Origin of the sequence: Actinocorallia herbida, from assembly GCF_003751225.1 — a bacterium.
GTDB lineage: Bacteria > Actinomycetota > Actinomycetes > Streptosporangiales > Streptosporangiaceae > Actinocorallia > Actinocorallia herbida.
Genome location: NZ_RJKE01000001.1, coordinates 1,458,566 through 1,472,567, shown reverse-complemented (window position 1 = coordinate 1,472,567; position 14,002 = coordinate 1,458,566). Strand labels below are relative to the sequence as shown.

The 14,002-nt window shown below is 71.3% G+C and carries 13 protein-coding genes and 1 riboswitch; of the genes, 1 reads left to right on the top strand and 12 read right to left on the bottom strand.

The window, feature by feature from the left end; genetic code table 11:
- The first annotated feature begins 183 nt into the window (after window positions 1-183).
- Window positions 184-1,242, top strand: a complete 1,059-nt coding sequence (locus EDD29_RS06990; protein WP_123663433.1) for a sulfite oxidase — start codon at window positions 184-186, stop codon at window positions 1,240-1,242.
- Window positions 1,243-1,248: 6 nt separating this feature from the next.
- On the opposite strand, the gene EDD29_RS06985 is transcribed toward EDD29_RS06990, so the two are convergent.
- The 12 genes from EDD29_RS06985 to EDD29_RS06930 all read right to left on the bottom strand — a co-directional run bounded on the left by EDD29_RS06985 (window position 1,249) and on the right by EDD29_RS06930 (window position 13,981).
- Complete coding sequence (locus tag EDD29_RS06985) at window positions 1,249-1,608, bottom strand: hypothetical protein (RefSeq protein WP_123663431.1); 360 nt, start codon at window positions 1,606-1,608, stop codon at window positions 1,249-1,251.
- A gap of 9 nt (window positions 1,609-1,617) precedes the next feature.
- Window positions 1,618-3,336: a sodium:solute symporter family protein gene (locus tag EDD29_RS06980; protein ID WP_246052557.1), complete on the bottom strand. Its 1,719-nt coding sequence runs from the start codon at window positions 3,334-3,336 to the stop codon at window positions 1,618-1,620.
- A gap of 55 nt (window positions 3,337-3,391) precedes the next feature.
- Entirely contained in the window at window positions 3,392-3,826 is a 435-nt protein-coding gene (locus tag EDD29_RS06975; RefSeq protein WP_123663429.1) for a PH domain-containing protein, read from the bottom strand.
- Between the two features lie 4 nt (window positions 3,827-3,830).
- Window positions 3,831-4,706, bottom strand: a complete 876-nt coding sequence (hisG, locus tag EDD29_RS06970) for an ATP phosphoribosyltransferase (protein ID WP_123663427.1) — start codon at window positions 4,704-4,706, stop codon at window positions 3,831-3,833.
- A gap of 247 nt (window positions 4,707-4,953) precedes the next feature.
- Window positions 4,954-5,439 (bottom strand): 6,7-dimethyl-8-ribityllumazine synthase, encoded by a 486-nt coding sequence (gene ribH, locus EDD29_RS06965; protein WP_123663425.1) that lies wholly within the window; start codon window positions 5,437-5,439, stop codon window positions 4,954-4,956.
- Window positions 5,439-6,647 (bottom strand): bifunctional 3,4-dihydroxy-2-butanone-4-phosphate synthase/GTP cyclohydrolase II, encoded by a 1,209-nt coding sequence (locus tag EDD29_RS06960; protein ID WP_123663423.1) that lies wholly within the window; start codon window positions 6,645-6,647, stop codon window positions 5,439-5,441. Before EDD29_RS06960 ends, ribH begins: the two co-directional genes overlap by 1 nt.
- Window positions 6,644-7,237, bottom strand: a complete 594-nt coding sequence (locus EDD29_RS06955) for a riboflavin synthase (protein ID WP_123663421.1) — start codon at window positions 7,235-7,237, stop codon at window positions 6,644-6,646. The genes EDD29_RS06960 and EDD29_RS06955 overlap by 4 nt, the downstream gene beginning before the upstream one ends.
- Window positions 7,238-7,317: 80 nt before the next feature.
- Window positions 7,318-7,447: riboswitch (FMN riboswitch) on the bottom strand.
- Between the two features lie 234 nt (window positions 7,448-7,681).
- Window positions 7,682-8,377, bottom strand: coding sequence for a ribulose-phosphate 3-epimerase (gene rpe / locus EDD29_RS06950; protein WP_123663419.1), 696 nt, complete (start codon window positions 8,375-8,377; stop codon window positions 7,682-7,684).
- Window positions 8,378-9,114: 737 nt separating this feature from the next.
- On the bottom strand, window positions 9,115-10,533 hold the full coding sequence (locus tag EDD29_RS06945; protein WP_123663417.1) for an RsmB/NOP family class I SAM-dependent RNA methyltransferase: 1,419 nt from the start codon (window positions 10,531-10,533) through the stop codon (window positions 9,115-9,117).
- 33 nt (window positions 10,534-10,566) lie between these two features.
- On the bottom strand, window positions 10,567-11,493 hold the full coding sequence (gene fmt, locus EDD29_RS06940) for a methionyl-tRNA formyltransferase (RefSeq protein ID WP_123663414.1): 927 nt from the start codon (window positions 11,491-11,493) through the stop codon (window positions 10,567-10,569).
- A gap of 7 nt (window positions 11,494-11,500) precedes the next feature.
- Window positions 11,501-12,046 (bottom strand): peptide deformylase, encoded by a 546-nt coding sequence (def, locus tag EDD29_RS06935; RefSeq protein WP_123663412.1) that lies wholly within the window; start codon window positions 12,044-12,046, stop codon window positions 11,501-11,503.
- Window positions 12,047-12,238: 192 nt separating this feature from the next.
- Window positions 12,239-13,981, bottom strand: a complete 1,743-nt coding sequence (locus tag EDD29_RS06930) for a hypothetical protein (protein WP_148085891.1) — start codon at window positions 13,979-13,981, stop codon at window positions 12,239-12,241.
- Window positions 13,982-14,002 lie beyond the last annotated feature (21 nt).

The window sequence follows — 14,002 nt, the reverse complement described above, 5'->3', positions numbered from 1 at the left end:
GCGACCAATCTTGCACACCTCCGCGATCACTGGCGAACTCATTCGCGCTTGTGACGCCGGAAAGCGCCGCTATGTTCGGTTCCGTGAGCGGCGCCAGGTCCGGAGACGGTTCGGGAACGGGATCCGGCCACATTTCCTAAATGCCGATTGACTTTGTAGGGATTGAGGGGTCATGCTGAGACGATGCTGCGGGAAGAACTTCGCAAGGGCGACGGCGACCGGGAGATGAACTGGGAGGAGATGCGCGGAGTCGGCCACCACACCCCGACCGACCGGTTCTTCGTGCACCACCACACCGACGCGCCCGTGATCGACGTCTCGACCTGGACGCTCACCCTGCACGGCGACGGCCTGAAAGACGGCCCGGTCACCTTCGACCACCACGACCTGAAGGCCATGCCGTCGGTGACGATGAGCGCCTTCCTGGAGTGCGCGGGCAACGGCCGGACCTTCTACACCTCGCAGCAGAACCAGCGGGTCTCCGGCACGCCCTGGGGGCTCGGCGCCATCGGCGTGGCCGAGTGGACCGGGGTGCCGCTCCGGCACGTCCTGGAGCACGCCGGCCTCCGCGACGACGCCGTCGACCTCATGCCGCGCGGCCTCGACTCCTCCTACGTCGAGGACGGCGTCGACCACGGCAGGTTCCGCAGGCCGCTGCCGGTCACCAAGGCGATGAAGGACGTCCTCGTCGTCTGGGAGATGAACGGCGCGCCGCTCACCCGCGAGCACGGCTTCCCGATCCGGCTGATCGTCCCCGACTGGGTCGGCGTCGCCTCGATCAAGTGGCTCGGCGACATCGAGGTGTCCACCTCGGCCCTGCACTCTCCGTGGAGCACCGACTTCTACCGGCTGTTCGGCCTCGGCTACCCCGACGAGGGCAGCGCGCCGCTCACCACGATGCCCGTCAAGAGCGCCTTCGAGATCGCGCCCTACGCCAAGCTCACCCGCGACGAGGAGGTCCTGCTCACCGGCCGCTCCTGGTCGGGCAACGGCCCGATCCGCTCGGTCGAGGTCAGCACCGACGGCGGCCGGAGCTGGGCGCCCGCCCGGATGGTCGGCCCCCGGCTGGCGCACACCTGGGCCCAGTGGGAGCTGCCCTGGTGTCCGGACCGGCGCGGGCCCGCCGTCCTCATGGCACGGGCCACCGACGAGCTCGGCGTCACCGAGGCGCTCGGATCCCCTTACAACGCCAAGGGCTACCTGTGGTCCGGCGTCGTCCGCCACGAGATCACCGTCGTCTGACCCGGGTCACCCCCGGGCGGTGCTGCCCGACCCGCCGAAGGGCTCGTCGCCCCGGAAGGTGTCGCCCGGGCCGCTGGTGAGACCGCCGGGCTCCCCCGGGCCGCCCGGCTGGTCGAGCGGGTCCGGGCCCTCCTTCTGCGTCGGGCCGCCCCGCCGCGGCCGGTAGATGGTCCAGCCGAGGAAGCACAGGCCGAACACGAGCATGGCCAGGCCGACCCACAGGTTGATGTCGACGCCCTGGGCCTTGGCCTTGGCCGCGGCGTCGTCGATGATCCCGAGGATCGTCAGGATGATCCCGTAGATGCTGAAGATGCCGCCGATGACGGTCCGGATGTCGAGGAGGACGGCGAGCGGATTGGTGCGCATGGCGGGCTCCTACCAGAAGGGGATGTAGCAGGCGAGGGACAGCACCAGCGCACCGAGGCCGAGCTTCACCGGCGACCGGTACCACTTGTCGTCTCCCGTCTGGAAGTCGTCCGGCCGGTCCGACGGGATGCCGCGGACGAGGCCGCGCAGCTCCGCGGTCGACTTGGCGGTGCGCGCCGTCATCTTGCTGACGACGATCGACACCACGACGTCGACGACGAAGGCGATGCCCGCACCCCAGAAGCTGGCGTTGAGGTCGGTGCCGTAGAAGTCGCGCAGGACGCCCGTCTCATAGAGCACGTACGAGACGACGGCGCTCAGCGTGCCGATGAGCAGGCCCCAGAAACCGGCCCAGGGCGTCATCCTGCGCCACAGGAGGCCGACGATGAAGGTGGCGAACAGCGGCGCGTTGAAGAACGAGAACAGCTGCTGCATGTACGCCATGATGTTGCTGTACTGCGCTGCGATGAAGGCGGTGAAGATGCCGCAGACGACGCCGATCACCGTGACCCACCGGCCGGTGTTCAGGTAGTAGTGGTCGGTCCGCCCCTTCATCAGGTACGGCTTCCAGATGTCGTAGGTGAAGACCGTGTTGAAACCGGAGACGTTGGCCGCCATGCCCGCCATGAACGACGCGAGCAGGCCGGTGAGCGCCACCCCGAGGACGCCGTTGGGCAGCACGTCGCCCATGAGCAGTGGGATGGCATTGTTGTAGTCGGCGCCGGGCTGGCTGAGCTGCGGGAACACCACGAGCGCGACCATGCCCGGCACGACCGTCAGGATCGGAATGAAGATCTTCGGGAAGGCGGCGACGATCGGCGTCATCCGGGCCGCCGCGGTGTTCTTGGCCGACAGGCCGCGCTGGACCTCCGCGAAGTTCGTCGTCCAGTAGCCGAAGGAGAGCACGAAGCCGAGGCCGAGGACGATGCCGAGCCAGCTGGCGTTCATCGGGTTCGGCGTGCCGAACCCGGTGTCGGCCCAGGTGTGCAGGCCCGGGTTGCCGAGAGGGCTCTGGTTGATCGCGTCCTTCAGCCCCGAGATCCCGCCGACCTTGCGCAGCCCCAGGTAGACGACGGGGATCAGGCCCGCGACGATCACGAAGAACTGGAGCACCTCGTTGTAGATCGCCGAGGACAGGCCGCCCAGCGTGATGTAGATGAGGACGAAGATCGCGGCGACCACCACCGAGACCGGCAGCGGCCAGCCGACGAGCGCCCGCATCACCAGCGCCAGCGCGTACAGGTTGATGCCGGCGATGAGCACCTGCGCGATCGCGAACGAGACGGCGTTCAGCAGCTGGGTGGCGGAGTTGAAGCGGCGCCGCAGGAACTCCGGCACCGAGTGCACGCCCGACTTGTAATAGAACGGCATCATGACGATGCCGAGGAACACCATCGCAGGGACGGCGCCGATCCAGTAGTAGTGCGTGGTCATCAGGCCGTACTGGGCGCCGTTGGCGGCCATGCCGAGGATCTCGGTGGCGCCGAGGTTCGCCGACAGGAAGGCGAGGCCGGTGATCCACGCGGGCATCGACCGGCCCGACAGGAAGAAGTCGACGCTGGAGCGGACGGTGAGCCGTGCCGCGAAGCCGATGCCGAGGACCGTCGCGAAGTAGATCGCGAGCAGCAACCAGTCGATGCCGTTGACGTCCAACCGGAGGTCGTCGTTGGCCTGCGCGAGGAAGATCACCTCGAAGAATCTTCCCAGCGCCTCCACCGGCAAGCTCACGCGAATGCATGAGGTTTCACAGGATCCGGGCAACGAACCCGGCGGTCCGCGCGGGTCAGGCGGGCTCGGCGCCCTCGCCGCGGTCGGCGATGAACGCCTTCAGTTCGGCGACGGCCTCGCGGGCCGCCTCGCCTTCGGAGCCCTGGATGCCGACGAGACCCTTGGTGGTGCCGTCGGCGAGGTCGAGGTAGGGCCAGGGGGCGCCGACGCCGAGGCTGACGCCGACGATCTCCGCCCAGGCGTACCGGTGCTTGCGCAGCGGATTGACCACGGTGAGGCCGTCGTCGTCGGCGACGACCTTCACCCGGGCCAGCAGGGACAGCACCCACACCACGAACAGGCCGAACAGCACGATGCCGATCCGGTCACCGGTCTTGAAGGTGTCGGAGATCGCGATGGCGAGCCAGACCATGGTGGCCATGATCAGGACCGCCATCGCGATGGCGGTGGCCCGCGTCTTGCGCGGCCGCCAGGTGGTGGTGCCGGGCATCTCGCTAGTCGACGATCTTGGAGATCGGGATCTCCAGGATGTCGCGGCCGCCCGCGGCCTTGACGTTCGGGATGAGCTCGTTGATGCCGGCCTTGGCGACGACGCTCTCGACCGCGTACATCTCGCCGCCCGCGAGCGGCGTGACGGTCGGGGAGGCCATGGCCGGGACGACGTTCAGCACGTCCTGGAGCTGCCCGGCGGGCACGTTCAGCTTGATGAGCACCTGGCCGCGGGCCCGGATGACGCCCTGGAGCAGGAGCGCGATGTCCTCCATCGCGGCGCGCTTCTCGGGGTTCTCGTAGGCCTCGCGGTTGGCGACCAGCTCGGTGTAGCTGGTGAGCAGCGTGTCGAGGATGCGCAGGCCGTTCTTGCGCAGCGACGAGCCGGTCTCGGTGAGGTCGACGATGACGTCGACGATGTCCGGGACCTTCGCCTCGGTCGCGCCGTAGGACGGGAAGACCTTGGCCTTGACGCCGTGCTTCTCCAGGAACCGGTCGGTGAGGGCCGGGAACTCGGTGGAGATCCGGACGCCGTCGGGCAGGTCGGCGACCGTCTGCCAGGGCGCGTCCTCCGGGACGGCCATGATCACCTTGACGGGGTTGGAGGTCACCTTGGAGTACTTGAGCTCGCCCAGGGACACCACGTCGGCGTCGGTCTCGGTGATCCAGTCGCGGCCGGTGATGCCGAGGTCGAACAGACCCTGCTCCAGGTAGGTCGGGATCTCCTGGGGGCGCAGCACGCGGACCTTGTCGATGCGCGGGTCGTCGATCGAGGCGCGGTAGTCGCGCTCGCTGGCGCGGCGGACCGACAGGTCGGCCGCGGCGAACAGATCGAAGGTCGCCTTCTCCAGGGAACCCTTGGGCAGAACGAGGGAGAGCACGGTGAGGCCTTTCGGTGTGAAAAGACGGGAAGGACGGGTCCGGGGCAGGTCAGGAGCTGCGATGCTCCCCGGCATGCCCGGCGTGTCCACCGTGCCGCGTGCCTCGCAGGTCGAATGCCATGCCGAGCGCGGTCACTTCGCCTCCTCCACCGGAAACTTCGGGAAATACCGGATCTTGTGGGGATCCGGGACCCTGATGCGGTTCACGTGCCCGCGTGTTGCGGGCACGTGAACTTTACCGCAGTGTTCAGCGGCCGCCGTCGCGGGCCCGCAGGTCGCGCAGGGTCAGCGCGGCGTCCAGGGCCGCCACGACCGACTCCCAGCCCTTGTCCTCGGTGCTGCCGGGCAGGCCCGCGCGGGCGCGCGCCTGGTCCAGGTTCTCGCAGGTGAGCACGCCGTTGCCGACGGGCGTCGCCTCGTCGAGCGAGATCCTGGTCAGCCCCGCGGTGACCGAGTCGCACACGTAGTCGAAGTGAGCCGTCTCACCCCGCACCACGCAGCCGAGCGCGACCGCGGCGTCGTGGTCGCGGGCGAACTGCTGGGCCACGACCGACAGCTCGAGCGTCCCGGCGACCCGGGCCACGACGGGTTCCGCGCCGCACGCCTTGGCCGCCTCGACGGCCCGGGCCAGCAGCTGGTCGGTGATCTCGCCGTGCCAGCGCGCGGCCACGATCCCGATGGTGAGGCCCGCCGCCTCGACGGTGGTGTCCTCCGGACGTCCCGCTCCGCTCATCACAGTCCTTCGATCTGGTGTCCGAGACGGTCGCGCTTGACCGTCAGGTAGCGCCGGTTGTGCTCGGTGACGTGCACGGGGAGCGCCTCGCGCCCGGCGACGTCGAGGCCGAACGAGGAGAGCGCGGCGATCTTCTCCGGGTTGTTGGTCAGCAGCCGCACCGACTTCACGCCGAGGTCGGCGAGGATGTGCGCGGCGTTGGTGTACTCCCGGGCGTCGACGGGGTGGCCGAGCTCGAGGTTGGCGTCGACGGTGTCGGCGCCGCCGTCCTGGAGGCCGTAGGCGCGCAGCTTGGCGATGAGGCCGATGCCGCGCCCCTCCTGCCCGCGCAGGTAGACGACCACGCCGCGACCGGCCTCGGAGATCGCCTCCATCGCGGCGTCGAGCTGGGTGCCGCAGTCGCAGCGGTCGGAGTGCAGCACGTCGCCGGTGAGGCATTCGGAGTGGACGCGGGTGAGCACGTCGGCGCCGTCGCCGAGGTCGCCGAGGACGAGGGCGATGTGCTCACCGCCGTCGATCGCCGAGGTGTAGCCGACGGCGCGCCAGGAGCCGAACCGGTTCGGGATGACGGTCTCCGCGGCGCGCGCGACGAGGCTCTCATGCCGCTTGCGGTAGGCCACGAGCTGCTCGATGGAGATCAGCTTGAGGTCGTGCTCCTTGGCGAACACCTCGAGCTGGGGCAGCCGGGCCATGGTGCCGTCGTCGTTGACGATCTCGCACAGGGCGCCGGCCGGGCGCAGGCCCGCGAGGCGGGCGAGGTCGACGGTCGCCTCGGTGTGGCCGCGACGGACCAGGACGCCGTGCTCGCGCGCCCGCAGCGGGACGACGTGGCCGGGGCGGCGCAGGTCCGACGGGACGGTGTCGGCGGAGGCCAGCAGCCGGGTCGTGTGCGCGCGGTCGGCGGCGGAGATGCCGGTGGACACGCCCTCGGCCGCGTCCACCGAGACGGTGTAGGCGGTGCCGCGCACGTCCTGGTTGGAGTGGTACATCGGCGGAAGGTCGAGCCGCTTGCAGTCGCTGTCGGGCAGCGCGATGCACACGTAGCCGGAGGTGTACCGGATCATGAAGGCCATGAGCTCGGGGGTCGCCTTCTCGGCCGCGAAGATGAGGTCGCCCTCGTTCTCGCGGTCCTCGTCGTCCACGACGACGACGGGCCGGCCCAGCGCGATGTCGGCCAGGGCCTCCTCGATGGTGTTGAACGTCGTCACTTCCGGTCTCCGATCATGCGCTCGACGTACTTGGCGACGACGTCGACTTCGAGGTTGACGGGGTCCCCGACGGCCTTGCGGCCCAGGGTGGTCAGCTCCAGCGTGGTGGGGATGAGGCTGACGGTGAACGAGTCGGCGGCGGCCTCGACCACGGTGAGGCTGATGCCGTCGACGGTGATGGAGCCCTTCTCCACGACGTACCGGGACAGCGCCGCGGGCAGTGACACCCGGACGAGCTCCCACTTGTCGGAGGGGGTCCGCGCCACGATGGTCCCGACCCCGTCGACGTGGCCCTGCACGAGGTGCCCGCCGAGGCGGTCGGCCAGGCGGACGGGCCGCTCCAGGTTGACCCGGGAGCCGGGGGTGAGGGCGCCGAGGCTGGACCGCGCCAGCGTCTCGTGCATCACATCGGCGGTGAAGACGTCGTCCTTGAGGTCGACGACGGTCAGGCAGACGCCGTTGACCGCGATCGACGCGCCGTGGACGGCGTCGGAGGTGACGATGGGGCCCTTGATGGCCAGGACGGCCGAATCGGGCCCGTCGGTCTTGCTGACGATCTCGCCGAGCTCTTCGACGATTCCGGTGAACACTCCCCTGTCCTCCCTGTCTGGCGGGGAGCTCCGGGGGTCTAGGAATAGCCGAACGAGCCCTGGTCAGGGCATGGTTCGGCGCGCGCGCTGCCTCCCATCCGGACTATGACCGTCGGTACCGGAATCTCACCGGATCAGCCGGCCGATGGCTTCGGCCGGGTCGCGGACTTTACCGCCGGTTCGGAATTGCACCGACCCCGGAGCACGCTTTGCGACGCGGTATGCGCCGCATTCTCAATTCTTACCGCCACCGCGGGGGTGGCCGGGCACTGCGATCTTGCGGTACTGCCGAGTTCGCTGCCGGATGCGGGTTTCATCCCCCATCGGCCTCATATCTCGGTAACAAGTCTGCCATGGCAGATGTTCCGCTCGCCATACCGGCCCCCCTCTGACCACATTGGGCCAACCAAGCGCTCGCTTGGTTGGCCCGGAGCGACGGGTGGGTCAGGGGCGACCGAAGCCGATGGGGCGCGGGTGCTCCGCCTTCTTGTCGGCGAGGGCGCGCAGTTCGCGGATCGCCGCGGACGGGTCCTCGGCCCCGTAGACGGCGTTGCCCGCGACGAACACGTCGGCGCCCGCCTCGGCGGCGCGCTCGATGGTCTCGGCCGACACCCCGCCGTCCACCTGGATCCACAGGTCGAGGTCGCGGCCCTTGACCATCTCGCGGGCCCGCCGGATCTTCGGCAGCACCACGTCGAGGAACTTCTGGCCGCCGAAACCCGGCTCGACCGTCATCAGCAGCAGCATGTCCAGCTCGCCGAGCAGGTCCTCGTAGTGCTCGACCGGGGTCGCGGGGTTCAGCGCCAGCGACGCGCGCGCGCCCGCGGAGCGGATCATGCGCAGCGTGCGGACCGGCGCCTTGGCCGCCTCGGCGTGGATCGTGACGCTCTTGGCCCCGGCCTCGGCGTAGGCGGGGGCCCAGCGGTCGGGGTCCTCGATCATCAGATGGCAGTCGAGCGGGAGCGCGCTGTGCTTGAGCAGCGCCTCCACGATCGGCAGCCCGAGAGTGAGGTTCGGAACGAAGTGGTTGTCCATCACGTCGACGTGCACCCAGTCGGCGGCGTCGGAGATGGCGGCCACCTCCTCGGCGAGACGCGCGAAGTCGGCGGAAAGAATGCTCGGAGAGATCTGAATGCCCATGGTGGGACCGAGTCTAGGCTCCCCGACCCGCCCGCCCCTCACTCACCCGAGTGAACCCCCAGGTGAACCCCCAGGTGAACCCCCAGGTGAACCCCCAGGTGAACCCCCAGGTGAACCCCCAGGTGAACCCCCAGGTGAACCCCCAGGTGAACCCCCAGGTGAACCCCCAGGTGAACCCCCAGGTGAACCTCACCCCAAGCCCCCACCACCGAACACCCCCCTTCCAGGGAGCGCCGAAGGCGCGGCCCCGCCCCTTCACCCCTTCACGAGCACCCCGCACAGACTGTTTCCAAGAACCCCGCCCCTTCGCACCCCCACCAGAAGCACCCACGCGGGTTGCTCCCAGGGAACACCGCCGGGCCCGGCACCTCCCGCAATCGTCCCAGGGGAACACCGCCAGGCCAGGCGCCGTGCTCGCGCAGTCGTCCCCGGGGAACACCGCCAGGCCCGGCACCTCCCGCAGCCGCCCCAGGGAACACCGCCAGGCCCGGCACCTCCCGCAATCGTCCCAGGGAACACCGCCAGGCGCGGTGCTCGCGCAGTCGTTCCAGGGAGCGCCGTCAGGCGCGGCCGCGCACGTGATCGGGCGCCCCTGGGCCGCCCCGTAGGCCCCCAAGGGCCGAAGGGGCGGCCCAGGGCGCGAAAGCGCCCGATCACCAGCCCGACCGCAGGCCCCCAGGGCCGGAGGTCGGGCCAGCAAACACAGCCGGCCAGTGAACACGCCGGCGAACACATCCTCAGGCGGTACGCCGTACCAGAGCCAGGAACATCGCGTCGGTGCCGTGGCGGTGGGGCCAGAACTGGGCGTAGGGGCCCGTGCCCAGGCCGGACAGGGTCGGGGCCACGCCGGCGAGGACTTCGACCGCGTCGAGGCGCTTGATGTCCTCGCGGCCGCGCAGCACGTCGTCGACGACGACGCGGGTCTCGGCGAGGTGCGGGGAGCAGGTGACGTACGCCACGACGCCGCCGGGCCGGACGGAGTCCAGTGCGGTCGTCAGCAACCGCCGCTGGAGCGGTCCGAGTGAGGCGAGGTCCTGCGGGGTGCGCCGCCAGCGGGCCTCCGGGCGGCGGCGCAGCGCGCCGAGGCCGGAGCACGGGACGTCGACGAGCACCCGGTCGAAGGAGCCGGGCTCCCATGCGGGCTCGGTGCCGTCGGCGACCAGCACCCGGGTGTTGTCGCCGACGACGCGGGTGATCAGCTCGGCGCGGTGCGGCTGCACGTCGCAGGCCAGGAGTTGCGCGCCGCGTTCGGCGCCGAGCGCCGACAGCAGCGCGGCCTTGCCGCCCGGGCCGGCGCACAGGTCGAGCCAGGCGTCGTCCTTGCCGTCCACCTCGGCGGCGGCCAGCGCGAGGGCGACGAGCTGGCTTCCCTCGTCCTGGACGCCCGCGCGGCCCTCGCGGACCGCGGCGATCTCGCCGGGGTCGCCCTCGGGAAGGTAGGCGGCGTAAGGCGAGTAGGCGGCGGGACCCGCGCCCAGGTCGTACAGATCCTCCACCGCGATCCGGCCGGGCCGGGCCACCAGCGTGACGCCCGGGCGCTCGTTGTCGGCCGCGAGGAGGTCCTCGATCTCGGCGGCGCCGACCGCGTCGCGCAGCGCCGACACCACCCACTTGGGATGGCTGTAGGTCACCGACAGGCGGCCGAGCTCGTCCTCGGGGGCGATGACGACGAGCCAGGCGGGCAGGTCGCGCGAGGTGACGCGGCGCAGCACCGCGTTGGCGAACTTCGCCTGCCCGGGCCCGGCCACCGACCGGACGAGGTCGACGGTGGTGGACACCGCGGCGTGCGCGGGGATGCGGGTGCGCAGCAGCTGGTGGACGCCGAGGCGGAGCAGGTCGCGCAGCGGCGGGTCGATCTTGGCGACGGGGCGGTCGCTGCACAGGTCGAGGATCGCGTCGTAGGTGCCGCGTCCCCTGAGCGTCCCGTAGGTGAGCTCGGTGGCGAGGGCCGCGTCACGGCCGCTCAGTTCCCGCTCGCGCAGGACGCGCGGCAGGAGCAGGTTGGCGTAGGCGTCGCGCGTGTCGACCGCGCGGAGCACGTCGTAGGCGGCGCGGCGTACGGCGTCGCCGGGCGTGCGGCGCTTGGCCTGGCGCGCGGGCCTGCGGTTGTCCTGCGGCCGGGCGCGGTGGGCGCTTCTGCGGCGCTGTTCAGGCATGGGTTCTCCCCCGGACGTCTTGGGCGGCGCGGATCAGGCGAAGCGGTCGGTGTCGGTCAGGCGCAGGCCGCGCGCCCAGTCGACGGCCCGCATCCGCTTCTTGCCGGGCGCCTGGACCTCGCTCAGCGCCACCGGGTGGGTGGCGGTGCCGACGAGGACCTCATTGCGGGTGACCTTGATCTCACCGGGTGCGAGCGGGCCCCCGCCCGCGGCGGGGCGGACCGGGCCGAGCTTGATCCGGTCCTCGCGCAGCGTCGTCCACGGGCCGGGCGCGGGCGTGCAGGCCCGGACGAGGCGGTCGACGCGCATCGCGGGCGCGGTCCAGTCGACGCGGGCGATCTCGGGCGTCAGCTTCGCCGCGTACGACACGCCCTCGTCGGACTGGGGGACGGCCCGCAGGCCGCCGATCTCCAGGCCGTCCATGGTGTCGGCGAGGAGGCGGGCGCCCGCGACGGCGAGCCGTTCCAGCAGGGTGCCGCTGGTGTCGTCGGGCCGGATCGGCTCGGTGAGATGGCCGAAGACGGGGCCGGTGTCCAGCCCTTCCTCGATCTGGAACGTCATCGCGCCGGTGATCTCGTCGCCGGCGAGGATCGCGTGCTGGACCGGGGCCGCGCCGCGCCAGGCGGGCAGCAGCGAGAAGTGCAGGTTCACCCAGCCGAGCCGCGGGATGGCCAGCGCCTCCTTGCGGAGGATCGCGCCGTAGGCGACGACCGGGCAGCAGTCGGGCGCGAGTTCGGTCAGGCGGGCCAGGAACTCGGGGTCGCTCGCCTTGGCGGGCTTCAGCACCTCGATCCCGGCGGCCTCGGCCACTTCGCCGACGGGGCTGGCGACCAGCTTGCGGCCGCGCCCTGCGGGGGCGTCCGGGCGGGTGACGACCGCGACGACCTCGTGCGAGGACTCCAGCAGGGCTCTGAGCGGCGGCACCGCGGTCTCCGGGGTGCCGGCGAAGACGAGTCTCATCGCGGCCTCAGATCGCCCGGCCGAAGGTGCTGTGCGGCGACGCCCGGACGACCGGCGCGGGCTCGCCGAACCACTCGGCCTCCCGGATCGCCTTCATCGCCAGCTTGCGCTGCTCGGTGTCCATCCGGTCGATGAACAGGATGCCGTCGAGGTGGTCGGTCTCGTGCTGCACGCAGCGCGCGAGCAGCTCGGTGCCTTCGACGGTGATCGGCTCGCCGTGCATGTTGAAGCCCTTGGCGACGACGCCGTAGGCCCGCTGGGTCGGAAAGGACAGCCCCGGCAGGGAGAGGCACCCTTCGTCGCCGTCCTGGATCTCCTCGGTGAGGTCCAGTGACGGGTTCACCAGGTGTCCCAGCACGTCGTCGACGAAGTACGTGAACACCCGCAGGCCCACGCCCAGCTGCGGCGCGGCCAGCCCCGCCCCCGGCGCTTCGATCATCGTGTCGGTGAGGTCCTTGACCAGGGTGCGCAGCTCCCGGTCGAAGTCGACGACGGGCTCGGCGGGGGTGCGCAGCACGGGGTCGCCGAAGAGACGGATCGGCTTGACGGACAAGACGGCTCCTCGCTCGAAGGTTCTACGGATCGCCACTCAGTGTATGCGCGCCAGGGACACCGCGCCGTCCGCCGTGGTCGACCGGCCGCCCGAGCGGATTCTGGCTCCGCCCCGGCCACGGGCTCCGACGAGAAGCCACGCCGGTGTGATCGGGCGCCGGGATCCCGAGCGCCCGATCACCGGAGCGACCGTTTATTTGGAGCGGGCCTTGAAGACCGCCTTGCGGGCGGCCTTGGCGAGGTCGCGGTCGTGGTGGTGTTCGCCGATGGCCTCCAGGACGTCGGCGACGTCGGGGTGCGGGATCCGCCAGATGTCGGTGATGAGGCCGGTGAGGTCGGCCTCCTCCGGGGTGTCGGACAGGGCGAGGTGCACGGCGTCGTGCGGGCCGAGCGCCTCGGTCATGCCGGCGACGGTGTCGACGAACATCCACTGCATGTCCGCCTCGGTCGGCATGGCCGACTCGTCGCCGTGGCCGTTCAGCCACATCAGCGCGTACGGGCGGGTCTCGGGGAACTCCAGCGCGCCGCGGATGAGCTGCTCGGCGGGCCGGTCGACCTGGCCGAGCACGACCGCGGCGATGTTGCGCTGCGCGGGGCGGCCCTGCCGCATGAGGTGCAGCAGGCCCTGCGCGGCCTCCTCGGCGGAGCGCTTGGCGAGCCAGAGCGCGATCTCCTCCTCGGCGGTGTCCTCGCGGTGGAAGCCCAGCCCCTTGATGAGGTCCTCGGCCGTCGACTCGGCGAGGTCGCCGATGAGCGGCGCGGTGTAGCCCTCGGCGAGGAGCAGCTCGCGCACGGCGAACAGTCCGAGCGGGGTGAGGGCCGCCTCGTCGGCGGTGGCGAAGGTCACGGCGCCCCAGCGCGCGAGGTCCTCCAGGTCGAGCCGCAGCGCCTGCGGGACGCCCTCGGCGAAGACCTCTCCGTCGGCGACGTCGTACCCGGCCTGGATGTGCTCCAGGAGGTCGACCACGAGCTGGCCGATCGCGACGGGTTCTCCGCTCTCGTACATCCGCAGCAGGACGCCGGGCAGCTCGCTCCAGACGACCTCGACGGGGCTGAGCGACGAGCCTTCGGCGTACTCCTGGCCGACGAGGCCGTCCAGGAGGGCGATCCACAGGGCGAGGACCTCTTCGTCGGACGCCGAGTCCGGGCGGTCGCCCTGGCGGATCTCGGCGCCGTCGGTCTCGATGACGCCGACCTCGCCGAGCGCGTCGTACATCCGCTCGACCTCGGGGAACACGCCGCCGCCCGCGCGGGGCACGGGCAGGCCGAGCGCGGTCGCGGCGGCCTCGGCGTCGGCGGCCGACAGCCTGCCGTCGGTCGCGGCGCGCGCGCCGATCCAGTCGGCGAGGCCGAGCGCCTCGCGCAGCAGGCCGGACTCGCGGGCCGTCGCGGCGAGTTCGGCCACGGCGGCCAGGCGCACCGGCGGCACCACGTTCTCGGCCGCGAACTGGCGCATGGTGCGCTGCATCCGCTCCTCTTCGGGGAGCGCCTCGAACGCCGCGATCCACGCCTCGACGGCTTCCTCGTCGTCCAGGTCGATGCCCTCGGCGGCCATCATGCGGCCGAGGAACTCCATCGCCTCGCCGTCGTCGCCGCTCGCTTCGGCCAGCGCCTCGGCCAGGCGTGGAGCCAGGTCGTCGAGCAGCGCCCGGCACCGCGCCGCGACGGGCTCGGCCAGCTCACCGCCGCGCGCCAGGTACTCCACCAGGGCCCGAGCCGCGCCGAGCACGGCGGGGGCGTCGTCGGGACCCGCCACGACGTTCTCGGGGAAGTCCTCCAGGAGGGTCTCCTCGAGCAGTTCGGCGGTCAGCTCCGCCGTCTCGTTCAGATCCAGCAGGGACACGATGATGCGCGCCCCGTGCAGATCCGCGCCGCCGCGCTCACCGGCCCACTCGTCGAACCCGGCGACGGTCTTCTCCACCCACTTCTCAGCCACCCGTCAACCCTAAAGGAGAAC